At 64.3% G+C, this 25,158-nt stretch carries 18 protein-coding genes, 1 tRNA gene and 3 rRNA genes; 3 read left to right on the top strand and 19 right to left on the bottom strand.

What is annotated here, in order from left to right; translation table 11 throughout:
* Positions 1-3: 3 nt before the first annotated feature.
* The gene (locus tag JWS14_RS23640) at positions 4-1,386 is read right to left on the bottom strand and encodes an MFS transporter (RefSeq protein WP_206016168.1); all 1,383 of its coding nucleotides are present in this window, start codon (positions 1,384-1,386) and stop codon (positions 4-6) included.
* A 312-nt stretch (positions 1,387-1,698) separates the two neighbouring features.
* Between JWS14_RS23640 and JWS14_RS23635 the strand changes: the two genes are divergently transcribed.
* Positions 1,699-3,276: a hypothetical protein gene (locus tag JWS14_RS23635; RefSeq protein WP_206014510.1), complete on the top strand. Its 1,578-nt coding sequence runs from the start codon at positions 1,699-1,701 to the stop codon at positions 3,274-3,276.
* A gap of 39 nt (positions 3,277-3,315) precedes the next feature.
* Here JWS14_RS23635 and JWS14_RS23630 read toward each other — a convergent pair whose 3' ends face one another.
* Positions 3,316-4,176 carry a LysR family transcriptional regulator gene (locus JWS14_RS23630; protein ID WP_206014509.1) on the bottom strand — a complete coding sequence of 287 codons (861 nt, stop codon included), beginning with the start codon at positions 4,174-4,176 and terminating at the stop codon, positions 3,316-3,318.
* An 83-nt stretch (positions 4,177-4,259) separates the two neighbouring features.
* Here JWS14_RS23630 and JWS14_RS23625 point away from each other — a divergent pair, with 83 nt between their 5' ends.
* Positions 4,260-5,264 carry a bile acid:sodium symporter family protein gene (locus JWS14_RS23625; RefSeq protein ID WP_072947319.1) on the top strand — a complete coding sequence of 335 codons (1,005 nt, stop codon included), beginning with the start codon at positions 4,260-4,262 and terminating at the stop codon, positions 5,262-5,264.
* 8 nt (positions 5,265-5,272) lie between these two features.
* Here JWS14_RS23625 and ehuA read toward each other — a convergent pair whose 3' ends face one another.
* The 15 genes from ehuA to JWS14_RS23555 form a co-directional block, all read right to left on the bottom strand.
* On the bottom strand, positions 5,273-6,034 hold the full coding sequence (gene ehuA, locus JWS14_RS23620; protein ID WP_072947318.1) for an ectoine/hydroxyectoine ABC transporter ATP-binding protein EhuA: 762 nt from the start codon (positions 6,032-6,034) through the stop codon (positions 5,273-5,275).
* A gap of 19 nt (positions 6,035-6,053) precedes the next feature.
* The gene (gene ehuD / locus JWS14_RS23615) at positions 6,054-6,698 is read right to left on the bottom strand and encodes an ectoine/hydroxyectoine ABC transporter permease subunit EhuD (protein ID WP_072947317.1); all 645 of its coding nucleotides are present in this window, start codon (positions 6,696-6,698) and stop codon (positions 6,054-6,056) included.
* Positions 6,695-7,426: an ectoine/hydroxyectoine ABC transporter permease subunit EhuC gene (ehuC, locus tag JWS14_RS23610; protein ID WP_072947316.1), complete on the bottom strand. Its 732-nt coding sequence runs from the start codon at positions 7,424-7,426 to the stop codon at positions 6,695-6,697. The genes ehuD and ehuC overlap by 4 nt, the downstream gene beginning before the upstream one ends.
* Before the next feature lie 22 nt (positions 7,427-7,448).
* Positions 7,449-8,333, bottom strand: coding sequence for an ectoine/hydroxyectoine ABC transporter substrate-binding protein EhuB (gene ehuB, locus JWS14_RS23605; RefSeq protein ID WP_206014508.1), 885 nt, complete (start codon positions 8,331-8,333; stop codon positions 7,449-7,451).
* A 227-nt stretch (positions 8,334-8,560) separates the two neighbouring features.
* Positions 8,561-8,677 (bottom strand): 5S ribosomal RNA (gene rrf / locus JWS14_RS23600).
* A gap of 137 nt (positions 8,678-8,814) precedes the next feature.
* A 23S ribosomal RNA gene (locus JWS14_RS23595) occupies positions 8,815-11,947 on the bottom strand.
* A gap of 328 nt (positions 11,948-12,275) precedes the next feature.
* Positions 12,276-13,793, bottom strand: a 16S ribosomal RNA gene (locus JWS14_RS23590).
* The 16S, 23S and 5S rRNA genes sit together here, the layout of an rRNA operon.
* A gap of 539 nt (positions 13,794-14,332) precedes the next feature.
* A complete protein-coding gene (locus tag JWS14_RS23585) occupies positions 14,333-14,530 on the bottom strand; it encodes a hypothetical protein (protein ID WP_072938013.1) in 198 nt (65 codons plus the stop codon).
* 48 nt (positions 14,531-14,578) lie between these two features.
* Positions 14,579-14,701 carry a hypothetical protein gene (locus tag JWS14_RS51170; protein ID WP_005248443.1) on the bottom strand — a complete coding sequence of 41 codons (123 nt, stop codon included), beginning with the start codon at positions 14,699-14,701 and terminating at the stop codon, positions 14,579-14,581.
* 42 nt (positions 14,702-14,743) lie between these two features.
* On the bottom strand, positions 14,744-15,181 hold the full coding sequence (locus JWS14_RS23580; protein ID WP_072938015.1) for a DUF2752 domain-containing protein: 438 nt from the start codon (positions 15,179-15,181) through the stop codon (positions 14,744-14,746).
* Positions 15,182-15,279: 98 nt separating this feature from the next.
* Positions 15,280-15,352, bottom strand: a tRNA-Thr gene (locus tag JWS14_RS23575).
* 31 nt (positions 15,353-15,383) lie between these two features.
* Positions 15,384-16,598, bottom strand: a complete 1,215-nt coding sequence (locus JWS14_RS23570) for a DNA polymerase III subunit delta' (RefSeq protein WP_206014507.1) — start codon at positions 16,596-16,598, stop codon at positions 15,384-15,386.
* Positions 16,599-16,650: 52 nt separating this feature from the next.
* A complete protein-coding gene (topA, locus tag JWS14_RS23565) occupies positions 16,651-19,572 on the bottom strand; it encodes a type I DNA topoisomerase (RefSeq protein ID WP_072938018.1) in 2,922 nt (973 codons plus the stop codon).
* Positions 19,573-19,709: 137 nt separating this feature from the next.
* Positions 19,710-20,294, bottom strand: a complete 585-nt coding sequence (locus JWS14_RS23560; protein ID WP_072938019.1) for a hypothetical protein — start codon at positions 20,292-20,294, stop codon at positions 19,710-19,712.
* A gap of 141 nt (positions 20,295-20,435) precedes the next feature.
* Complete coding sequence (locus JWS14_RS23555; RefSeq protein WP_005248460.1) at positions 20,436-20,639, bottom strand: cold-shock protein; 204 nt, start codon at positions 20,637-20,639, stop codon at positions 20,436-20,438.
* A 396-nt stretch (positions 20,640-21,035) separates the two neighbouring features.
* Between JWS14_RS23555 and JWS14_RS23550 the strand changes: the two genes are divergently transcribed.
* The gene (locus JWS14_RS23550) at positions 21,036-23,399 is read left to right on the top strand and encodes a DEAD/DEAH box helicase (protein ID WP_206014506.1); all 2,364 of its coding nucleotides are present in this window, start codon (positions 21,036-21,038) and stop codon (positions 23,397-23,399) included.
* Between the two features lie 15 nt (positions 23,400-23,414).
* On the opposite strand, the gene JWS14_RS23545 is transcribed toward JWS14_RS23550, so the two are convergent.
* A complete protein-coding gene (locus JWS14_RS23545) occupies positions 23,415-24,197 on the bottom strand; it encodes a CoA-transferase subunit beta (RefSeq protein ID WP_206014505.1) in 783 nt (260 codons plus the stop codon).
* Complete coding sequence (locus JWS14_RS23540; protein WP_095862969.1) at positions 24,194-25,114, bottom strand: CoA transferase subunit A; 921 nt, start codon at positions 25,112-25,114, stop codon at positions 24,194-24,196. The genes JWS14_RS23545 and JWS14_RS23540 overlap by 4 nt, the downstream gene beginning before the upstream one ends.
* Between the last annotated feature and the right edge of the window lie 44 nt (positions 25,115-25,158).

The raw sequence follows: 25,158 nt of genomic DNA, 5'->3' as shown, positions 1-25,158 counted from the left end.
ACCTCACGCGGCCACCGGGTCTTCGCCGATGAAGGTCCCGGCCAATCCTGCGACGACGACGAGGGCGGCGACGACGAACAGCAGCCCGTACGGATCGGACGCCAGGTGTGCGGACACGCCGACCCAGGCGGCGCCCACGGCGGAACCGCCGAAGCGGATGAGGTTGAACAGTCCCAGACCCGTCCCCACGGCCCCCGCGGGCGACCGGGTCGAACCGGCCGCGGCGGGCGTCTGAACCATGCCGATTCCCAGTCCGGCGACGACGAGTACGGCTCCGAGCGCGACCGGGTTCCGGACGTCGGCGGACAACGTGATCGCCAGTGCCACTTGGCTACCGATCAACACGGCCAGACCGGATCGCATCACCACCCGGGCCCCGATCCTGTCGACGAGACGCCCGACGACGGGTGCCACGCACGTCATGACGACCGGCAGCACGAAGAGCATCAGCCCGGCCTGCGTGGTCGAACTGCCCGAGCCCGTCAGGTAGAGCGGAAGCGCGAGCAATACTGCCCCCAGCGCGAACATTTGAGTGAAGGCGGCGAGAGCGCTACGCAGAAAACGTGATTCGATCACCAGGTCGATGGGCACGAACGGGTTCGCCGCCCGCCTGCAGTGGATCACGAACGCGGCAATGACGGCGACTCCGAGGCCGATGGTCGCGATGCTGGCCCAGGCGGGCACCTGCTCCTGCGAGACGGTCGTGAGACCGAGGATCAGCAGGGCCGCCCCGAGTGTGACGGTGAGCGCCCCGATCACGTCGAGCCGCATCTTCTTGCCGGGGTATCTCGGGATGTAGCGGAGGGTCGCGGCGAATCCGATCAGGGCGACCGGCACCAGTGGCACGAACGCCCACCGCCAGCCCCACCAGTCGCTGACGATTCCGCCCATGGACGGACCCACGGCCTGACCGATGCCGTTCACCGCCGCCCACGCGCCGACGGCGCTCGCCCGCCGCGCGGGTCCGAACAGCCACGCGATCAGCCCCATGACCGCGGGCGCGAACGCGGCCGCCGCGATCCCGCCGAGCGACCGCCAGATCACGAGCGCAGGCAGCGACGGCGCGAGCGCCGCGCCGAGGGAACAGACCGCGGTCCCCAGCAGGGCGGCGCAGTACACGCGCCTGCGACCGAACCGGTCCCCGATCCACCCGGCCAGCGGCATCGTCGTCGCGAATGTGAGGAGGAATCCGACGACGACGAAGATGCCGCCACCGAGTCCGGCGTCGAAGTCCGTGAGGATCGCGTTCAGCGGAACGTTGACGATGTTGTTGCTGACCGTGCCGACGAACGTTCCGGCGAGCAGCGCCGCCAGCGCGGGCGACGTGCCCGGTCCTCGTTCCTCACTCGCGGTTGCGCTCCGCGCCTGACCGATCGCCGTCATCATAGAGTCCACTTTCATCCGAGAATTCGCGCTTCGGCGATGCCCGTTCTCGCCGCGCAACCCTTGACACGCCCGCCCTCAAATTTGGTTAGGCAATCCTAATTATGAACACAAGATTCCGGAAAGGGCCTCTCCCGAGCATTCCTTTACTTACGCGTGACAACAAGCAATCCTGCGGAAAAATGCCGGGCACAATGCACAAATACGCTGGTTATCGATGTGCACTCTGGACGTTGACCCTGGAAAACGCCCCGCGCAGTATCACTGCACTGTGACTAGTGCCACTAGTCTGTACCTATTTCGAAGGGGCGCACCGTGGATGTAAGTCTCACCGCCGCACATTGGGTGTATCTCGGAGGAATCGTCGTCATCCTCGGGACGATGCTCATGCGGAAGAACATCGTCGTCCCCGCCGTCATCGGCACGTTCCTGACCGCGTTCGTGTTCTCCGACAGCCTCGTCACCGGTCTCGCGTCGATCTTCAACGCGAGCCTCGTCGCCGCCCGCGAGCTCTTCAACATCTTCCTCATCATCTCGTTGGTGACCGCAATGCTCGGCGCCCTCCGGCAGATGGGCGCCGACAGGTTGATGGTCGCCCCGTTCCGGCGCGTCATGCGCGGCGGCACCAGCAGCTTCATCGTCCTGGCCGTCGTCACCTACACGATCTCGCTGTTCTTCTGGCCCACCCCGGCGGTTCCGTTGATCGGCGCCGTCCTCATCCCCGTCGCCATTCGCGCCGGCCTTCCCCCGATGGCCGTCGGCATGGCCATCGCCATCTGCGGGCAGGGCATGGCGCTGTCCTCGGACTACATCATCAAGGTGGCGCCGGGCCTGTCGGCCAAGTCGGCGGGCGTCGATCCGGACGTCGTCGCGGACCGCGCCCTGGTGATGTCCATGATCGTCGGCCTCACCGCGCTCGTCATCGCCTACGTCACGCAGCGCAGGCACATGCGCCGCCCCGCGCCGGAACTGCTCACCGACTGGGAGTCACGCGCGGAGAGCGACTTCGGCAAGCCCGTCGGCGACGCCCCCGACGGCGGTGCGGCCCCCACCGGCGGCGGGACGACGACCGGTCCCGCACCGGCCGAGGCGGCGACGACTACCGCTCCGCAGACGTCGACGGCAGTCCTCGCCGAACCCGTCACGGCGTCGGCGCGGCAGGTCATCGACGACACGTTCAAGAGCATCCGCGCCGCAAAGACTTTCGCGGTGCTCGTGCCCACCGCGTATCTGGCGTTCATCGTCTACCTCATGGTCGGCAAATTCACCGACCTGGTGCCCGACCTCAAGGGCGGCGACGCGGCAGCGATGGTCGGCGGCATCGCGGCGCTCATCCTGTTCGCGGCCGCCGCGACCAACGACAAGAAGGGCTTCCTCGAAACGACGTCCGAGCATCTGATCGACGGCCTGGTCTTCGCGTTCAAGGCGATGGGCATCGTGATCCCGATCGCCGGCTTCTTCTTCATCGGCAACGGTGACTTCTCCGCCGCCATTCTCGGGCTTCCCGCGGACGCGACCGGTCCGACGTTGCTGTTCGACCTGGTCAACGCCGCACAGTCCCACCTGCCCCAGAACGCGTTCGTCACGTCGTTCGGCATTCTCGCCATCGGAATGATCGCGGGACTCGAAGGCTCCGGCTTCACGGGCCTGCCGCTGACCGGTTCGCTCGCAGGCGCACTCGGACCCGCGGTCGGAATGGATCCCGCAACCCTGGCTGCGATCGGTCAGATGGGAAACATCTGGTCCGGCGGCGGAACGCTCGTCGCGTGGTCGTCGCTGATCGCGGTGGCCGGTTTCGCCCGGGTGCCCGTCCTCGAACTCGCCCGGAAGTGTTTCGTGCCGGTGGTGTCCGGCCTGGTGCTGTCCACAGCGCTGTCCGTCCTCATCTTCTGAAAGCTCGACGGCCTCGGTGGGGCAGCCCTCCCACCGAGGTCACGCGCGCAGTCGATCCGCGTTCTCGAGGATGGCGGCGCGCAACGCCTGCTCCGGTTCGCTGAGAACGCTCCGGCGGGCCTCCAGCACGAATTCGACGTCGACCGCGGCCCCCCACTCGTCGCGCGAACGCATCCGCACCGGAACCAGCCCCGCGGGTGGAAGGGTCTCCGCGTGGAACACGACGCCGAGACCCGCGAGGCAGGCGGCCCGCAACCCGTTCAAGCTGTCCGTCACACAGGCCACGCGCGCGCCGCGCCCGGATTTCTCCAGGGCGTCCAGCGCCGCTGCCCGCGTGATCGACGGCGGCGGGTACGTCACCAGCGGCACCGGGCCCTCGGCGTCCGGCACGAAATCGGGTGCGGCGAAAAACGCCAACCGGTCGGTCCACACCAGTTCCCCGTGCCGGTCTCCTCGGCGACGCTTCCCGAAGACCAGGTCCAGCCGGCCTTCGTGCAGTTGCCGGAACAGCACTTCGCTCAACGCCACGGTGAGTTCGAGATCCACGAGCGGATGGCTGCGCCGGAACTCGCCCAGAATCCGGGGGAGTTCGTGCAGAACCAGATCTTCGGACGCGCCGAACCGGACGCGTCCGCGCACCCCGGACTGCGTGAAGTAGCGTTCGGCGTCCGAGTGCCGCTCGAGTATCGACGTCGCGAACCCCACCATCACGGAGCCGTCCGCCGTCAGTTCGACCGAATGCGTGTCCCGCAGAAACAGGCGGCGACCGGCGGCGTTCTCGAGTTTGCCGACGTGCTGGCTGACCGTCGATTGCCGCAGGTCCAGGCGCCGGGCGGCGGCGGTGAAGCTCCTGGTGCGCGCGACCGCCAGGAAGCTCCGCAGGTGAACCGGATCGAACATGATCCATTGTTATCACGGTTCAGCATTACAGTAAACGTCACTATCGCCTTTCGAAATATCCGCGGATTCCTTACGGTCGAACCATGCTGACCAAGATCCCGCTGCTCGGAAGACTCGATCCGTTCATCATCGGCATCCTGATCACCGTCGGGATCGCCAGCCTGCTCCCCGCTGACGGCACGGCCCTGACGGCGTTCACCTGGGCCACGAAGGTTGCTGTCGGAATTCTGTTCTTCCTCTACGGCGCCCGGCTCTCCACACAGGAGGCGCTGCAGGGCCTGCGTCACTGGCGGCTCCACCTCACCATCCTCGCGGCGACGTTCGTCATCTTCCCGCTCCTCGGAATCGCCGCACGCGTGCTGGTCCCGACGATCCTGACCCAGCCGCTGTATCTGGGCCTTCTGTACGTCTGCCTCCTGCCGTCGACCGTCCAGTCGTCGATCGCCTTCGTGTCGATCGCCCGCGGCAACGTGCCCGGGGCGATCGTCAGCGCGTCGTTCTCCAACATCCTCGGCATCGTCGTCACTCCGCTGCTCGTGGCGTTGTTGATGACGAGCGAGGGTGCGGGTTTCGACGCGTCCTCCGCGATCGGCATCCTCGTCATGCTGCTGCTCCCGTTCATCGCCGGTCAGGCCGTGCGACGGTGGATCGGTCCGTGGGTGAAGAAGCACGGCGCACCGCTCAAGCTCGTCGACCGGGGGTCGATCCTGCTGGTCGTCTACGTCGCATTCAGCGAAGGAATGAACGAGGGCATCTGGGGCACGCTGTCCGTCGGCCGGCTCCTCGGCCTGCTCGCGGTGTGCGCGGTGCTGCTCGCGATCGTCCTGTCCCTCACCTGGTTCGGGTCGAAGCGACTCGGGTTCGACCGGGCCGATCAGATCACGATTACGTTCTGCGGGTCGAAGAAGAGCCTCGCCACCGGTCTTCCGATGGCCACCGTCCTGTTCGCCAGCCAGCCGATCGGCCTGATCGTGCTGCCGCTCATGCTGTTCCACCAACTGCAGTTGCTGGTGTGCGCGTGGATGGCAGGCAGGCTGGCACGGCGCGCTCCCGCCGACGACACGGAACTCGCGACCACCTCACGCTAGTCCGGGAATCAGTCGGCCAGTACAGCCTTCAGGAACGTCTTGGTGCGCTCGTGTTTCGGCGCAGTGAAGATCGTGGCCGGGTCGCCTTCTTCCACGATGCGGCCCGCGTCGAACATCATCACCCGGTTCGACACGTCCCGCGCGAACTGCATCTCGTGTGTGACGATCAGCATCGTGATGTCGGTGGTGCGCGCGACGTCCCTGAGCACGTCGAGGACGTCCGCCACCAACTCCGGATCCAGTGCCGACGTCACCTCGTCGAGCAGCAGGATGTCGGGGTCCATCGCCAGGGCTCGCGCGATCGCGACCCGCTGCTGCTGACCACCGGACAGCTGCGTCGGGTGCGCGGTCTCCTTGTCCGACAGACCGACCGTCTCGAGCAACTCACGTGCCCGCTTCGCGGCCGCGGCCTTGTCCAGGCCGAGCACGTGGATAGGCGCTTCGGTGATGTTCTCGATCACGTTCATGTTGGGGAACAGGTTGAACTGCTGGAAGACCATGCCGATCCGGCGTCGTATCCGGCGCACGTACTTCTCCGACGCCGGAACGAGTTTGCTGCCCTTCTCCTCGTGCGTCAGCGGCGCTCCGTCCACCCAGATGACGCCGTCGTTCACCTTCTCGAGGGTCATGAGCAGCCGCAGGATCGTCGTCTTCCCCGATCCGCTCGGACCGATGAGGGTCACACGGTCGCCGCGTTCGACCTGAAAATCCAGGTGATCGAGCACGACATGGTCGCCGAACTGCTTGACGACGTCGTCGAATCGGATCATCGGGGTTGCTGCGCTCGCGTCATCGGGCAAGACGTCTCTCCAATCGCCGTATGAGCAGGGACGTCGGGTAGCTGGCGAGCAGGAAGATCACACCCGCCAGCGTCAACGGTTCGAGGTACTGGAAGTGCCGGGCACCGAACTGTTGTGCGGCCGTCACCATCTCCACCACAGTGATGGCGAACAGGAACGGGGTGTCCTTGAACATCGACACCGCGTAGTTGCCCAGCGCCGGGACGACGCGACGGATGGCCTGCGGCAGAATGATCGCCCGCCACGTCCGGGTCGGCGCTATGGACAACGCCCGCGCCGCCTCCCACTGACCGACGGGCACCGCTTCGATCCCCGCCCGGTACACCTCTGCCATGTACGTCGAATAATGAATTCCGAGCACCACCACACCGATCTGCAGCGGAGACAGTCCCGTGAACGTGTAGTACACGAACAGCAGTTGCACGACGAGCGGGGTCAGCCGGATGAATTCGCTGACCGCGCGGACCGGCACACTCACCCACCGCGGTGCGGCCTGCCGGATCAACGCGATGACGAGTCCGAGTACGACGGAGATCAGGAACCCGAGCACGGTGGCGATCAGGGTGATCTTGAAACCCTCGAGCAGCACGGGCAGAGCCTCGAATGCGCGGTCCCAGCTCCAGTGGGCACTCATTGTTTCGCCGCCTCCAATCCCCGTGGATCGGACGGTGCGAGACTGAAGATTTCACGCAGAGACGGCCCCGTGCCGAGGCGATTCTTCGCCCGCACCTCGAGCGCGTTCATCAGCAGGGTCAGCACATAGCCGATGACGAAATAGATGACGAGCCCCACACCGAACGCGAAGAGCGTGTTCCCGGTCGTCTGCCGCAGCTGGTCGATCTCGAAGGTCAAGTCCTGCAAAAGGATGTAGCTCGCGAGCGCGGTGCCCTTGAGGAGCTGGATCAGCAGATTCGTCAGCGGAGGAATCATCTCGGCCCACGCCTGCGGGAAGACCACCCGGCGCAGCCGTTGCCAGTGACTGAAGTCCAGTGCCGTCGCCGCCTCCCACTGCGATTGCGGCACCGAGTTGATCGCACCGCGGACCACCTCGGCTCCGTAGGCGCCGTAGTTGAGCCCGAGCGCGAGGATCCCGCACAGCACCGGGTCGATGAGATAGCCGAACAGCGGAACCACGTAGAACAACCAGAACAACTGCACCAACAGCGAAGTGCCCCGGAAGAATTCGATGAACGCGCGAGCCGATCCCCGGATCACGATGTTGTGGGCACGGGCAGCCAACCCGAGAGCGAGCGCGAGCACGAACGCCAGGAGCGCGCCTCCCGCCGTCAGTTGGAGCGTGACGACGATGCCTTCCTGGATGCTCGGCCACGCATCCAGCAGCGCGTCGATGTTGTCCTTCACAGGCAGCAGACCCCGGCGTCGATCAGCCGGTCTCGCCGCAGAGTTTGGCGGTGGTCAGGTTCGGATCGGGCAGTTCCTCTTCGGTGAATCCGAACGGTCCGACGATCGACAGGTACTTCTCCTTGTCGGAGGTGATCTTGGCGAGTTCGGCGTTGTAGGCGTCGCGCAACTCCGTGTCCTCCTTCCGGAAGACCGTTCCGCCGGCGCCGACCTGGGGCACCCCGTCGATCACTGCGACGAACGAGTTGGTCACCTCCACCGGGACCTGCGGGTTGTTCTGCGCCAGCCAGTTCAGCGAGATCCCGGTGAGCGCAAAGACATCCGCTCGCCCGTTGGCGACGGCGTCCATTCCGTCCTGCGGCGACGCCACCTGCATCGCGTCGATTCCGAGTTGCTGCGCGTAGTCCGATTCGATCGCCCCGGTCATCGCGGCCATCCGCACCCCGCTCTGCTGCACCGATTGCATGTCGGTGAGGTTCGCGGGATTGCCCTTGGGCACCATCAGCGCGGTCGTGTAGTTGAATTCCGGCTCACTGAACGCTGCCTGCTCGCAGCGCTGCGGCAGGATCGACATGCCGGCACTGACGACGTCGAAGCGGCGGGCCTGCAGTCCGGGAATGAGGGCTCCGAAGTCGGTGCTCACGCCCTCGACGTTGTCGATGCCGAGGTTCTTGAAGATTTCCCGGTGCAACGCCACGGTGGCGCCGGTCAACTTTCCGTCCTGCTCGAAGCTGTACGGCGCCTCGCCGGCGAAACCGACGGTCACCGTTCCGCTGTCCTGCAGTTGCTGGAGGAGCGATCCGCCGCTCGCGGTGTCGGTCTTCGTGCACCCCGCGACGGAGCCGGCGGCCACCATCAAGCCTGCGAACGCGACAGCCGCTCTGACAGCCGGACGTTGTTTCGACATCGTGCTCGTCACCACAGATTCCCCTTCGTCACCTCGGGTGATCCGGGAGGACGCGCACCGCACGGCACGATCCCAACGGATCTGCCCGGGCCACGTTACGCAGGCGAAGGACCTGCCAAAGGGGAACCGGGGGGACGTTACCGCAGCGTTATCAAGTTGCGGTGGGTGAAAGTGTTGTGAAATGCCGAAAGCCCCCCAACATGGTTGGGGGGCTTTCGGTAACGGATGTTCGGCGGTGTCCTACTCTCCCACACCCTGTCGGGTGCAGTACCATCGGCGCTGGAGGGCTTAGCTTCCGGGTTCGGAATGGGACCGGGCGTTTCCCCTCCGCTATGGCCGCCGTAACTCTATGAAACTGTCACACGGAACATCAGCGAAGACACAACCACACATCGTTGGACCGATGGTGGTGGTGGTTCTTCTTCTTCAGTTCCGAAACGTGTGTTGTTTCAGATACTGCACAGTGGACGCGTAGCTTCTTTGTGGTAAGTCCTCGGCCTATTAGTACCAGTCACCTGCATCCGTTACCGGACTTCCAGTTCTGGCCTATCAACCCGGTGGTCTGCCGGGGGCCTTACCCCCTCGAGGGGGTGAGAAACCTCATCTTGGAACAGGCTTCCCGCTTAGATGCTTTCAGCGGTTATCCCTTCCGAACGTAGCTAACCAGCGGTGCTCCTGGTGGAACAACTGGCACACCAGAGGTTCGTCCGTCCCGGTCCTCTCGTACTAGGGACAGCCTTCCTCAAGTTTCTAACGCGCGCGGCGGATAGAGACCGAACTGTCTCACGACGTTCTAAACCCAGCTCGCGTGCCGCTTTAATGGGCGAACAGCCCAACCCTTGGGACCTACTCCAGCCCCAGGATGCGACGAGCCGACATCGAGGTGCCAAACCATCCCGTCGATATGGACTCTTGGGGAAGATCAGCCTGTTATCCCCGGGGTACCTTTTATCCGTTGAGCGACACCGCTTCCACTTGCCGGTGCCGGATCACTAGTCCCGACTTTCGTCCCTGCTCGACCTGTCAGTCTCACAGTCAAGCTCCCTTGTGCACTTGCACTCGACACCTGATTGCCAACCAGGCTGAGGGAACCTTTGGGCGCCTCCGTTACATTTTGGGAGGCAACCGCCCCAGTTAAACTACCCACCAGGCACTGTCCCTGAACCAGATCATGGTCCGAGGTTAGAGGTCCAATACGATCAGAGTGGTATTTCAACAACGACTCCACACTCACTGGCGTGAGCGCTTCACAGTCTCCCACCTATCCTACACAAACCGAACCGAACACCAATACCAAGCTGTAGTGAAGGTCCCGGGGTCTTTTCGTCCTGCCGCGCGTAACGAGCATCTTTACTCGTAATGCAATTTCGCCGAGTCTATGGTTGAGACAGCTGAGAAGTCGTTACGCCATTCGTGCAGGTCGGAACTTACCCGACAAGGAATTTCGCTACCTTAGGATGGTTATAGTTACCACCGCCGTTTACTGGGGCTTAAATTCTCAGCTTCGCTCCGAAGAGCTAACCGGTCCTCTTAACCTTCCAGCACCGGGCAGGCGTCAGTCCGTATACATCGTCTTACGACTTCGCACGGACCTGTGTTTTTAGTAAACAGTCGCTTCTCACTGGTCTCTGCGGCCCCACCCAGCTCACACTGCAAGAGTGATCACCGGACGAGGCCCCCCTTCTCCCGAAGTTACGGGGGCATTTTGCCGAGTTCCTTAACCATAGTTATCTCGATCGCCTTAGTATTCTCTACCTGACCACCTGTGTCGGTTTGGGGTACGGGCCGTGTGAAAGCTCGCTAGAGGCTTTTCTCGGCAGCATAGGATCACTGAATTCGCCTCATTCGGCTATGCGTCACCTCTCAGGCTGTGTGAATGGCGGATTTGCCTACCATTCGCCCTACAGGCTTACACCAGTATTACCACTGACTGGCTCAGCTACCTTCCTGCGTCACCCCATCGCTTGGCTACTACCAGATCAGGTCCCATGCATCCACATCCAGGGCCCCCGAAGGGACGTAAGGACGCTTCAGGATGGTTAGTATCACTGATTCACCAGGGGCGCGTTCACACGGGTACGGGAATATCAACCCGTTGTCCATCGGCTACGCCTGTCGGCCTCGTCTTAGGTCCCGACTCACCCTGGGCGGATTAACCTGGCCCAGGAACCCTTGGTCATTCGGCGGACGAGTTTCTCACTCGTCTTTCGCTACTCATGCCTGCATTCTCACTCGTGTGGCCTCCACGGCTGGGTCACCCCGCCGCTTCCATGGCCACACGACGCTCCCCTACCCATCCACACCACTGCCCACGACTCCGCAGAATCGCAGGGGTGCATTGTGTGAATGCCGCAGCTTCGGTGGTGTACTTGAGCCCCGCTACATTGTCGGCGCAGGATCACTTGACCAGTGAGCTATTACGCACTCTTTCAAGGGTGGCTGCTTCTAAGCCAACCTCCTGGTTGTCTTCGCGACCCCACATCCTTTTCCACTTAGTACACGCTTAGGGACCTTAGCTGGCGATCTGGGCTGTTTCCCTCTCGACTACGAACCTTATCGCCCGCAGTCTCACTGCCGCGCTCTCACTCACCGGCATTCGGAGTTTGGCTGATTTCGGTAAGCTTGTGGGCCCCCTAGACCATCCAGTAGCTCTACCTCCGGTGAGAAACACGCGACGCTGCACCTAAATGCATTTCGGGGAGAACCAGCTATCACGGAGTTTGATTGGCCTTTCACCCCTACCCACAGCTCATCCCCTCAGTTTTCAACCTAAGTGGGTTCGGTCCTCCACGACGTCTTACCGTCGCTTCAACCTGGCCATGGGTAGATCACTCCGCTTCGGGTCTAGAACATGCCACTAAAACGCCCTATTCGGACTCGCTTTCGCTACGGCTACCCCACACGGGTTAACCTCGCGACATGCCACTAACTCGCAGGCTCATTCTTCAAAAGGCACGCCATCACCCCCCACACCGAAGTGTGCGAAGGCTTTGACGGATTGTAAGCGCACGGTTTCAGGTACTATTTCACTCCCCTCCCGGGGTACTTTTCACCTTTCCCTCACGGTACTAGTCCGCTATCGGTCACCAGGGAGTATTCAGGCTTATCGGGTGGTCCCGACAGATTCACACCAGATTTCACGGGCCCGGTGCTACTTGGGTTTCCATCACGACAGTCATCATGTTTTCGTGTACGGGACTCTCACCCTCTACGACAGGCCGTTCCAGACCACTTCCACTAACACAATGATTTCTTACTGTCGGCCAACACGGCAGCATTGACAAGATGAACCCCACAACCCCACGAATGCAACACCTGCCGGCTATCACACATCCATGGTTTAGCCTCTTCCGCTTTCGCTCGCCACTACTCACGGAATCACTATTGTTTTCTCTTCCTGTGGGTACTGAGATGTTTCACTTCCCCACGTTCCCTCCACACACCCTATATATTCAGGTGCGGGTAACACGACATCACTCGTGCTGGGTTTCCCCATTCGGACATCCTCGGATCTCAGCTCGGTTGACAGCTCCCCGAGGCTTATCGCAGCCTCCTACGTCCTTCATCGGCTCCTGGTGCCAAGGCATCCACCGTACGCTCTTCATTACTTACAACAAAGATGCTCGCGTCCACTGTGCAGTTCTCAAACAACACACAACCAACCATGTTCTTGTCGCCACCGAACACCGGGAAAACCCGGCCGGTATGACCACCATGATCGCTTGTCGTTCTTACCTGGAAAAAACACTCGCGTGTTCTCTCAGGACCCAACAGTGCATCGATATATCACCCGCCGGCCGATCATCAGATCGACCGATACGCGGGAAAATGTGTCAGTGTTCCACCCATGAGCGTCTGCCGTTCCACATGCGGGAACGAAACAGTCTCTGCCAGAGGAGAAATCAACCTGTGTTGATCTCCTACTGGAGATGTGCTCCTTAGAAAGGAGGTGATCCAGCCGCACCTTCCGGTACGGCTACCTTGTTACGACTTCGTCCCAATCGCCGATCCCACCTTCGACGGCTCCCTCCCACAAGGGGTTAGGCCACCGGCTTCGGGTGTTACCGACTTTCATGACGTGACGGGCGGTGTGTACAAGGCCCGGGAACGTATTCACCGCAGCGTTGCTGATCTGCGATTACTAGCGACTCCGACTTCACGGGGTCGAGTTGCAGACCCCGATCCGAACTGAGACCGGCTTTAAGGGATTCGCTCCACCTCACGGTATCGCAGCCCTCTGTACCGGCCATTGTAGCATGTGTGAAGCCCTGGACATAAGGGGCATGATGACTTGACGTCGTCCCCACCTTCCTCCGAGTTGACCCCGGCAGTCTCTTACGAGTCCCCACCATTACGTGCTGGCAACATAAGACAAGGGTTGCGCTCGTTGCGGGACTTAACCCAACATCTCACGACACGAGCTGACGACAGCCATGCACCACCTGTATACCGACCACAAGGGGGGCCGTATCTCTACGGCTTTCCGGTATATGTCAAACCCAGGTAAGGTTCTTCGCGTTGCATCGAATTAATCCACATGCTCCGCCGCTTGTGCGGGCCCCCGTCAATTCCTTTGAGTTTTAGCCTTGCGGCCGTACTCCCCAGGCGGGGCGCTTAATGCGTTAGCTACGGCACGGATCCCGTGGAAGGAACCCACACCTAGCGCCCACCGTTTACGGCGTGGACTACCAGGGTATCTAATCCTGTTCGCTACCCACGCTTTCGCTCCTCAGCGTCAGTTACTGCCCAGAGACCCGCCTTCGCCACCGGTGTTCCTCCTGATATCTGCGCATTTCACCGCTACACCAGGAATTCCAGTCTCCCCTGCAGTACTCAAGTCTGCCCGTATCGCCTGCAAGCTCGAGGTTGAGCCTCGAGTTTTCACAGACGACGCGACAAACCGCCTACGAGCTCTTTACGCCCAGTAATTCCGGACAACGCTTGCACCCTACGTATTACCGCGGCTGCTGGCACGTAGTTGGCCGGTGCTTCTTCTGCAGGTACCGTCACTCTCGCTTCGTCCCTGCTGAAAGAGGTTTACAACCCGAAGGCCGTCATCCCTCACGCGGCGTCGCTGCATCAGGCTTTCGCCCATTGTGCAATATTCCCCACTGCTGCCTCCCGTAGGAGTCTGGGCCGTGTCTCAGTCCCAGTGTGGCCGGTCACCCTCTCAGGTCGGCTACCCGTCGTCGCCTTGGTAGGCCATTACCCCACCAACAAGCTGATAGGCCGCGGGCCCATCCTGCACCAGTAAACCTTTCCACCAAAAACCATGCAGTCCTTGGTCATATCCGGTATTAGACCCAGTTTCCCAGGCTTATCCCGAAGTGCAGGGCAGATCACCCACGTGTTACTCACCCGTTCGCCGCTCGTGTACCCCGAAGGGCCTTACCGCTCGACTTGCATGTGTTAAGCACGCCGCCAGCGTTCGTCCTGAGCCAGGATCAAACTCTCCGTTGAAGACTCTAGATTTCACAGGCGAACCCGTTAATCAGTCATAGACATCGAGTCAAATCACTAGCGATCAAAAACTCAAACTAGCATTATCAAACACTGACCCCCCACCGACGGAAGAAGGAGGGAAGCCAGCAAATACCCACACCACAACATCAACCAAACCCCAAGAGGCGGTTGAACACTCGTGATGCGGAGTACCAAAAACATTTGGCACTGACATTCATCGACACACTGTTGAGTTCTCAAAGAACACGCGCACACCATCACTGCCGAAGTATCAACTTCAGCCTCTCCGGGGCAACCGTTCCATCTTATCCTACCAGCCTCACCGGCGCAAGCCGTGACGCTGATCAAGATCAAACCGGGATGGAAACACCACCATACACGGCGGTGAACTTCCGATTTACCAGGCGCCTTCGTCCAACCTCGTGTCCCCCGCCTTCCGGCCGGGGTCGGTGTCCGTGTCGCTCTGACCTGGAATAAGTTACGCGAAGGGAAACGAGAACACCAAATCGCCAGGTCAACGTCGCTATTCGGCCGATTCAGGGCACCCAGTACTTGGCAGCCAGCTCCTCGATCACCAGATCTCCCTCCGATGCCTGTTCCAACGTCGCGAGGTCGGAGTCGATGGAGACCAATCGTGGGTCGTCCCCCTCCGCCTCCTGGACCGGGTGCCCCCCGTCCTCGGCCAGCTGACGCAACAGCTTCTCGCGCACCCGGTCCTTCAGCGAATCGCTCATATCGAAATCATGGTCGTGCGGCGATGGGTTGTCGAGAGTGCAACACGGTCACTCCTCGGTCTCGTCCGGCGCCTTCACGTTGTCGCTCTTGCCGAAGACTCGCAGCGCGGTCGGAATGAGGACGATCAGCGCGCCCAGGATCGCGATCAACGAAAAGACCTGCATTGCCATCTGTGAACCGACTCTCTGTTTCGTGCCCGCGGCGACCAGGTGTCAGACCGGCGCGAGCCAGCTTCCCCAAGATGTGTTCCTGGTGACGGTAAACGCCGCAAGCACAATGAGCACACCCACTGTCACTCGCGGTCCCACCACGAAGACGCGGTCGCGTCGTCCTTGCCAGCGGTGACGTGCCCAGCCGATCCAGGCGAAAACCATGACCGCGATGAACGGGACGATCAGAACATTGCCGGCGACGGCCGCGCCGAGGTCGAGGTTGGTCAGGTCGTGCACTGCCCGCAGCCCGCCACAGGCCGGGCACCACCACCCGGTCAGGGCGTAGACGGGACAGAAACCGTACGAACCCGGTTGATGCGGATCCCGGAAGTGGAGGACGGCGGTCGCGACCACGGCGCCGGCGGCGACAGCGGCGGGTGCTCCGAGTGCACGCAGACCGACCGCCCGCGTCGCCGGAGTTCCACTCTGGGTGTCCACCCGTCCAGTCTTCCCGATTCTTCCGGTCTGCGGTGGATCGGACCCCGGAGACGACTCTGGCCCTTCCCGACTGATCGGGAAGGGCCAGAGGACCGCTGAGCTGCCTGAGAGAATCGAACTCTCGACCTTTTCATTACGAGTGAAATGCTCTACCGACTGAGCTAAGGCAGCGGTGCCTTTCGGCGGTGGCGAGTCTAGCGCCTCAACCCCGAGTATGCGAAAACGGCTCCCTGAACGCGTCGCCGAGACTGGCCACCATGGCGTCGACAGCCCACTGCGGTTTGACGTTGACGGTGATCGCCTCGCGGCACTCCAGGACGGCTTCGATGCACTTCAGAAGGCCTTCCGGGGTTGTTCGCGACGCGAGGTCGGCGGCTCGATCGGCCATGTCCGGGTGATTCGCGGCGGCGTTCGACTTCCACGCGACGGCGATCGCGTCGCGGTAGAGACCGGCCAGATCGATCAGTGCGCGGTCGAGTGCGTCGCGGCCCGTGCGGGTGGCCCGGGACTTCTGGCGCTTCTCGAGATCCTTCAGCACGCCTGCCGAACCACGGAGGGCTCCGGCCGCACCCTTACCGGTACCGCCCGCGCCCAGAGCGGTGCGCAACTCTTCGGTCTCCTGCTCGTCCCGAGCGGCGCTCATCTCCTTCGCCTCCGCGTCGGCGGAACGCACAAGTTCCTCCGCTGCGGCGAACGCGGTGGCCGGCCGCAGCGCCGCGACCGCCAGATCGAGCGCGTCCTTCCGACGCACCTTGGCGTTCAGATCCGTCGCGAGACGCCGGGCGCGCCCGACGTGGCCGCCGCTGATCGAGGCCGCCAGTTGCGCGTCTTCGGGGGCCAGGCCGTCCCGCTCACGCAGGACCTTGGCGATGGAGTCGGCCGAAGGCGTCACGAGATGGATGTGCCGGCAGCGCGACCGCAGCGTCACGGAGATGTCCTGCGGGTCGACGGACGGCGCGCACAGCAGGAACACGGTGCGGTCCGGTGGCTCCTCCACCACTTTCAGGAGCGCGTTGGCCGCACCCTCGGTGAGCCGGTCCGCGTCCTCGACGACGACAATCTGCCAGCGCCCGGTACTGGGACGGCGGGCGGCGGTCTGCACGATGGCGCGCATCTCCTTGACGCTGATGCTCAGGCCCTCGGGGACGACCTGCCGGACGTCGCCGTGGGTGCCGGCCATCGCGGTGGTGCAGGCGTGGCAGGCGCCGCAGCCGGGTGTGCCGTCGCTCGTGCACTGCAGGGCGGCGGCGAAACACTGCGCCGCCACCGACCTACCCGAGCCGGGCGGGCCGGTGAACAGCCACGAATGCGTCATCGCGGAGCCCATCTCGCCGACTCCACGACGGGCGGCAGTCGCCGCGGCCGTCAGCTCGGACTCGACGTCCTCCTGGCCCACCAACCGGTCGAATACCGTCATCGCGCCAGCCTAACCGGCACGTGCGACATCCCTACCGGCCCGCGGTACCGGCTCACGCCTTCTTGTCCGCGGCCTTCGTCGAGGCGGCCTTCTTGGCGGGTGCCTTCTTGGCGGCGGTCTTTTTCGCAGCCTTCTTGGCGGGCGCCTTCTTCGCAGCGGCCTTCTTCTTGACGGGGCCGCGGGCACGCCGATCCGCGAGCAGTTCCGAAGCGCGAGCGTCGGTGATGGACTCCACCTCGTCGCCCTTGCGGAGGCTGGCGTTGGTTTCACCGTCCGTGACGTACGGTCCGAACCGGCCGTCCTTGATCACCATCGGCTTCTCGCTGACCGAGTCGACGCCCAGCTCACGCAGCGGCGGGGTGGCGGCGGCCTGACGTCCGCGACGTTTCGGTTCCGCGTAGATCTTCAGCGCCTCGTCGAGGGTCACCGTGAACATCTGGTCCTCGTTGGCGAGGGACCGCGAGTCCGTGCCCTTCTTCAGGTACGGGCCGTAGCGGCCGTTCTGCGCGGTGATCTCCTCCTTCGACTCCGGATCGACACCCACCACACGCGGCAGCGACAGCAGCTTGAGGGCGTCGTCGAGGGTCACCGTCGCCAGGTCCATGGACTTGAGCAGCGAGCCCGTCCGCGGCTTCGGGCCGGTGGCCTTCTTCGCCGCCTTCTTCGCGGGTGCCTTCTTGGCAGCAGCGGTCTTCGTCTTGGTCGTCCCGTCGGCCGATTCGTCGGGCACCGGCACCACGGCCGGCTCGGGCTCCGGTTCCGGCTCGGGCAGGATCTCGGTGACGTACGGGCCGAAGCGGCCCTCCTTCGCGACGATCTCGTGCCCGGTCAGCGGGTCGACGCCCAGCTTGCGACCCTCCTGCGGCGTCGAGAACAGCTTCTCCGCGTACTCCGGTGTCAACTCGTCCGGCGGAAGGTCGTCGGGCAGGTTGGCGCGCTGGGAGATGAGGTCGCCCTCGGGGTCGTCCGGGTTCTGGACCATCCGTTCGAGATACGGACCGAACCGTCCGACGCGGACGTGCACTTCCCGTCCCTCGGCGTCGTCGAAGAGCCGGATCGAGTTGACCTCGCGGGCGTCGATCTCTTCGAGGTTGACGCCGACCATCTTCTTCAGGCCGCCCTCACGGGCCACCGAACCCTCGGCTCCGTGATCGCCGCCGAAGTAGAAACTGCTGAGCCAGTTGCCGCGCTGTTCGCGGCCACCGGCGATCGCGTCGAGGTCGTCTTCCATGCCGGCGGTGAAGTCGAAGTCGACCAACCGTCCGAAGTGCATCTCGAGAAGGCCGATGACGGCGAACGCCACCCAGGACGGGACCAGCGCGCTGCCGCGCTTATAGACGTATCCGCGATCGAGGATGGTCTTGATGATCGACGAATACGTGGACGGGCGGCCGATGCCCAGCTCTTCGAGGGTCTTGATCAGGCTCGCCTCGGTGTACCGGGCGGGTGGGTTGGTGGTGTGGCCGTCGGGGTCGAGTTTGGTGGCGGTGACCGCCTGGCCCTCGACGAGCACCGGCAGACGGGACTCGGCGTCGTCGGACTGGCCGCCGGCCTCCTCGTCGACGCTCTCCACGTAGGCCTTCAGGAAGCCGGCGAACGTGATGGTGCGGCCCGACGACGAGAACGTGCACTCCTCGCCGGTGCCCGCGGTTCCGGTGATCCGCAGCGTCAGCGTCGTGCCCCGTGCGTCGGCCATCTGCGACGCGACGGTGCGCTGCCAGATCAGCTCGTACAGACGGAACTCGTCGGTGTCGAGGCGCGAATGCAGCTGACCGGGGGTCTGGAACACGTCGCCGGCGGGGCGGATCGCCTCGTGTGCCTCCTGCGCGTTCTTGACCTTGCGGGTGTACTGCCGCGGAGTGTCGTGCACATACTCGGCCCCGTACAACTCGGTGGCCTGCGCCCGGGCGGCAGCGATCGCCGACGACGACAGCGTCGTCGAGTCGGTTCGCATGTAGGTGATGTAGCCGTTCTCGTACAGCCGCTGCGCGATGCGCATGGTCCGCTCGGACGTGAACCGCAGCTTGCGGCCCGCCTCCTGCTGCAGCGTCGACGTCATGAACGGTGCATAGGGCTTGCGGGTGTACGGCTTGCTCTCCGCGGAGGAGACGGTGAGATCGACACCCGCGAGGGACTCGGCCAGGCGCTGCGCCCGCGCCTCGTCCAGAACCGTGACGGTGCTCGTCTTCAGCTGTCCGTCCGAACCGAAGTCGCGGCCGGAGGCCACCCGGGACCCGTCGACGGTCACCAGACGCGCCCCGAAACTGCGGGGGCTGGCGTCCGCGCCAGCGTCGAGAGTGGCGGAGATGTCCCAGTAGGAGGCCGAGCGGAACGCCATCCGCTCGCGTTCGCGCTGCACGATGACGCGGGTCGCGACGGACTGCACGCGGCCTGCCGACAGCCGCGGCATGACCTTCTTCCACAGCACGGGGCTGACCTCGTAGCCGTACAGACGGTCGAGGATGCGGCGGGTCTCCTGCGCGTCGACCAGGTCGGTGTCGAGCTCGCGGGTGTCCTCGGCCGCCGCGCGGATGGCCGGCTCGGTGATCTCGTGGAAGACCATCCGGCGAACCGGGATCTTCGGCTTGAGCGTCTCGAGGAGGTGCCAGGCGATCGCTTCGCCCTCGCGGTCGGGGTCGGTGGCGAGGAAGAGTTCGTCGGCGTCCTTGAGGAGGCTCTTCAGCTCCGTGACCTTGGACTTCTTCTCCGGGCTGACCACGTAGAGAGGTTCGAAGTCCTGGTCGACGTTGACGCCGAGCCGCGCCCACGGCTCACCTTTGTACTTGGCCGGGACGTCGGCGGCTCCTCGCGGAAGGTCGCGGATGTGGCCGACCGACGCCTCGACGACATAGTTCTTTCCGAGGTACGGGGCGATCTTGCGGGCCTTGGTCGGCGACTCGACGATCACGAGGCGGCGAGGCTGGCCGGACGCTCCCGCCGCACCCTGTGCACTGCCGTTGTCCCCTTTAGCCACGTGAAGCCCGAGCCTTCCTGAAGTCGATCGCTGCCACTCGACAGTTGTGCAGACAAACCCTTTTATACCCGGTTCGCCTATTACTAGAGTGACATACCCGGAACCCATCCTCGCAGATCAGTACCGTCTACGCGGCCCTACACGTGGGGCCAACCGGTACGGTCGTCCACATTTCCGGGAGCCTCGCCGATGCTCTCGACGAGTCTGCCGAGCCTACGCCGACCCGAGATCCGGAGACCCGGACCGGACCCACGGGTGCCGATCAGCGTCGGCGCGATGCCCGACCGCATCAAGGCCTGGGCCAACGGCGCGTGGGTATCCGGGGCGTGCGGATCGAGTCCGAGGACGAACCGTTCGCCCTCCGCTTCACCCCTGCCCGACGCCAGCGCCCACACCCTCAGCTGACGCCCCGACGGCACCCAGCCGGAGGGCACCGCCTTGACCGCTCCCCTCGTCCACTGGTCCGCGAGAGGCCGCAGGTCGACGACGGACGCGGTGCGGACCAGGGGACTACCTTCGTCGCTCCGCGTGATCTCGACCTCGAGTCCGGCCTGCGCGATCAGCTCCGCGATCGCCTCCGCCCGCCACTGCGCGTCGACCACGATGGAGATGCGCGCCCGCCCGCCGGACGTGACCACCTGGCCCGTCGCCGCGAGAAGACCACACAGATCGGTGATCGCCGGCGGCATCGCCTCCGCAGAGAAGAAGGAGAGCTGGCTCACTGAAGTACCCCCTTTTGCCACGGCACCGTTGCCGTGAAAACGACTCGTCCCCCACCGCCTCAGGCGATGGGGGACGAATCAGACGCGGCCACGAGGACCCCGCCTATCTGATTTACGTGTTCACGAACGTGAACGGCAGAATCAGACTGCGCGAACGCCGGTTGCCTGGGGACCCTTGGTGCCCTGGCCGACCTCGAACTCCACGCGCTGGTTCTCCTCGAGGGTGCGGAAGCCGCTGCCCTGGATCTCGGAGTAGTGAACGAAGACGTCAGCGGAGCCGTCTTCGGGTGCGATGAAGCCGAAGCCCTTTTCCGCGTTGAACCACTTCACAGTGCCCTGTGCCATGCTTTTCCTTCTCTTTCTAACCACCGGATTCGGCGGACAGCACATACAGTCCGCCGGGCCGGTTCCGACCGCTGTACTTCTAGATTTCCCCCTCAGGAAAAGCAGAGCACCGCGTTCGCAACATCGATCCTGCGAACGTTCACTCTTTCAAGCCTACGAACACAGAAGCTGCGACCAGTTGTAGTCAACCATGAACTCCGGGAACGCAACAGTCGAAATCCGAACAATTCACACAAAAAGTTGATCTTGTAGCGAACAGGCACGGAACTGGGCATTAGCGACGGCGTCGCGACACCCCGGGCGACAGGCCCGAAGGGGCACTCGTTATCATCAAATGCGCAGGTCGTGGCGGTGTGGAAGCTACTCGCCCGTCCCTACGACAGCCCGGAGACTTCAGTGAGCACACCGTTTTCACCCCGTGACGACAGTGGAAATACGGGCGAAACATACGGCCGAACACTGCTGAACCGAGTCCTCGAGGGTGTTCCCCGGGACGAAAAACCGCTCACTTTCGCCGCAGAAATGCCCGCCCGGACTTCTCAGCTGTCGGAATGGCCGGCCTGGGCGCACCCCAGCGTCGTCCGTGCCATGCAGGAGAACGGGATCGCCCGTCCCTGGACTCATCAGGCCGCTGCCGCCGACCTGGCGCATCACGGGACGAACGTCGTGGTGTCCACCGGCACCGCTTCGGGTAAATCCCTCGCCTACCAGCTTCCGGTACTCACCACTCTGGCAACGGATCCGCGGGCGACCGCGCTCTACCTCTCGCCGACCAAGGCGCTGGGAGCGGACCAGCTCCGGGCGGTGACGGCCCTCATCGACTCCGAGGTCCTGGACGCCGGGGACGACCTGCGCGGTGCGTGCCCGTGTGTGTTCGACGGCGACACCCCCCTCGAGGTGCGGCACTGGGCCCGGGAGAACTCGCGGTGGCTCTTCACGAACCCCGACATGCTGCACATCTCGCTTCTCCGGACCCATCAGCGATGGGCGCACTTCTTCCGCAATCTGGCGTACGTGGTGATCGACGAATGCCACTCCTACCGTGGCGTCTTCGGTTCGAACGTCGCGCTCGTGCTGCGGCGGCTGCGGCGCATCGCGGCGCGGTACGGCGCCGACCCCGTCTTCGTCCTCGCGTCCGCCACCACAGCCGACCCCGGGGCGGCGGCGTCGAGGCTGATCGGGGCGCCCTGCGCCGAGATCGTGGAAGACGGTTCGCCGCACGGTCCCCGGACCGTCGCACTGTGGGAACCCCCGCTCATGCGGGAGGTCACCGGGGAGAACGGGAGCCCCGTCAGGCGGCCCGCCGGCTCCGAGGCCGCCCGCATCATGGCCGATCTGATGGTCGAAGGCGCCCGCACGCTGACGTTCGTGCGCTCCCGCCGGGGCGCCGAGCTGACCGCGATGGCGACCAAACGCCTACTCGGGGAGATCGATCCCGAACTCGCGTTGCGCGTCGCGTCGTACCGGGCCGGTTACCTGGCCGAGGACCGGCGTGAACTCGAGACAGCCCTCGCCGACGGCACCCTGCTGGGGGCGGCGACGACGAATGCGCTGGAACTGGGCGTCGACATCGCCGGCCTCGACGCCGTCGTGGTCGCCGGGTTCCCCGGGACGGTGGCGTCGTTCTGGCAGCAGGGCGGCCGGTCCGGCCGGCGCGGCGAAGGCTCGCTCGTCGTGCTGGTCGCGCGCGACGACCCGCTCGACACGTACCTCGTCCATCATCCGTCCGCGCTGCTCGACAAGCCCGTCGAGGCCACCGTCACCGACCCGAGCAATCCGTACGTTCTCGGCCCGCAGTTGCTCTGCGCGGCAATGGAACTACCACTGTCCGACGCGGAGGCCGAAGCGTTCGGGGCGCTCGACGTGCTCGCGAAGCTGTCGGAGCAGGGCCTGATCCGACGGCGCGCACACGGCTGGTTCGTCACCGCCGGCACAAATCCTCATGGCGCAGTGGATATCCGGGGTGGAATCGGTACCCAGGTTGCGATTGTCGTGTCGGAATCCGGACGCATGCTCGGGACCGTCGACACCGGCCGCGCTCCCGCCACAGCGCACCCCGGTGCCGTCCACATCCATCAGGGCGAGTCGTACGTCGTCGACGAACTCGACCTCGACCAGGGCCTCGCCCTGGTCCACGCCGAGGACCCCGACTGGACGACGTCGGCCCGCGAAACCACCGAGATCACCGTCACCTCGGTGCTCGAGCAGAAGCAGTTCGGCGATGTCGAAGTCGCGCTCGTCGAGGTCGAGGTGACCCATCAGGTGATCGGGTACCTGCGGCGACTGTCGTCCGGCGAAATCCTCGATGCCGTCGAACTGGACATGCCGAAGCACACCCTCCCCACCCGCGCGGTGATGTACACGGTCACCCCGGAACTCCTGCTGCAGGCGGGTGTTCCGGCGGAACGCGTGCCCGGGGCACTCCACGCGGCGGAACATGCGGCGATCGGGCTCCTGCCGCTCGTCGCGGTGTGCGATCGAGGCGACATCGGCGGCGTCTCCACGGCGTTGCACGCCGACACCGGACTTCCCACCGTGTTCGTCTACGACGGTCACGCCGGTGGCGCCGGATTCGCCGACCGGGGGCACGCCGAACTCACCCGCTGGCTCGGCGCGACCCGCGAAGCGATCCGCTCGTGCGAATGCGCGTCCGGGTGCCCGTCCTGCGTGTACTCGCCGAAGTGCGGAAACGGCAACGATCCCCTGGACAAGGACGGGGCGATCCAGGTCCTCTCCGCGGTGCTGGACTCGCTCGGCTGAGATACCGCCTTCCGATCAGCGCAGATACAACCGCACCGTGTCGATCACATCGCGGAGCAGGTGAATCTCCTCGCCGGTCGGCGGCGCGGTGACCGTGAGATCGTCGGCGACCTTCAACTCCCAGCCGGTCTGCGCCCGCACGTCGTCGACGGTGACCCCCTCGTGCACGCTGACCAACTCGAGTTCGTCGAACGGGCCCTGCCGCGACAGCACGCCGAGGTTCGTGAACACCTTCGTCACCCCGCGGCCGCGAGGAGCGATCCCGTCACCCGCCGCCCGGGCCCGGACCGGGCTCGGCGACGTGCAGAAGTCGAGTTCCGCGGGGAAGGCGCTCGGATCGTGTCGCCGCATCACCACGAAGATCTCGCCGGCGTTGGGCATGATTTCCACGGCACCACCGGCACCGGGCAATCGGACCGTCGGCCTGTCCCAGTCGCCGATGATGCTGGTGTTGAGGCTGCCGTACCTGTCGATCTGGGCCGCACCGAGAAACCCGACGTCGACGTTGCCGCCCTGCAGCACGTACCCGAACAACGCCGACATCGACACCACCGACTCCGCACCCGACACGACCACCGAGTCTGCGATGCCCTCGGCCATCGCGCTGGGATGGGCGCCGCACACACCCGATTCGTAGATCAGTTCGACATCCGGGTTGCTGGTCCGCTTGGCCAGGTCGACGGCGAGCGTCGGCAGGCCGACGCCGGCGAAGACACGCCTCTTGCCTGCGAGTTCGCGGGCGGCAACGGACACGATGACCTCGGTCGCCGAGATCCCTCCGACTCGTGCTGAGGTCATTTTCTGCTCCCGTAGTCGACTGGTTCGGACAATCGAGGCGCGACGGCGAGGTCGTCCCAGTAGTCGCCGCCGAGTTTGTCCAGGTACTCCTCGTGATTCGCGGTGCCGTGCACCCATTCCTTCAGCCACGCCTGCAGGAGTCCCGAGTCCTTGCTGATAGCGGTCCAGCGCCGGTAGAACGCGCAGTCCCGGTCGTAGTAGCCCTGCACGTACGAGGGATGCGCCCCACGCGGACAGACGACGACGGCGTCGACGGCGTGGGAGGGGATCAACGTGCGGTTGGGGTCGGAGCGGACGACCTCGTCGTCGACGATCTCCTCGACGACCACGATCGCCTTCCTCGCGGCGTAGACCGCCTCCTGCTGGACCCCGGAGATCCCCCAGATCTGCACATTGCCGTGGCGGTCCGCGCGCTGCGCGTGAACGATGGTGACGTCCGGGTTCAGCGGCGGCACGACGTAGACGGTGCCCTCCCCGTAGGGGTCGTCGACCAGTCGAATTCGGGGATTGAGCCGCGGAAGGTCGCTTCCGGCGTAGGACCGCAGCGGAAAGAACGGCAGACCGGCGGCGCCCGCCTGATAGCGGCAGACCATTCCGTAGTGGCTGTACTCCTCGACCTCGAGCGGCACCGGATCGTGACGCTCGATGCGGCGTCGCAACTCGTGCAGGGACCCGGCCGAGCCGCTCGCGAAGAACGACGCCACGAGCTTGGTGACGCAGCCGGCGGCCACGAGTTGATCCGACACGATGTCCGGCGTCATCCGGCACAGCGTGAGGTTCTGGCGCTGCTGCCGGATGATCTCGTGCGCAGCCGCGAACGAGATGAGATGCGAGAAGCCCTCGAGGCACACGGTCATGCCGTCTTCGACGTACGTCTCGATGGCGTCCGCCATACTGACCACTTTGCTCATTGCCATGCCCTTCTCCGGACCGGCCGGGGGTCGCTTCGGGAACCTTCCCA

Source organism: Rhodococcus koreensis, from assembly GCF_017068375.1.
Taxonomy (GTDB): domain Bacteria; phylum Actinomycetota; class Actinomycetes; order Mycobacteriales; family Mycobacteriaceae; genus Rhodococcus_F; species Rhodococcus_F koreensis.
This window is presented reverse-complemented; position numbering and strand designations above follow the sequence as displayed.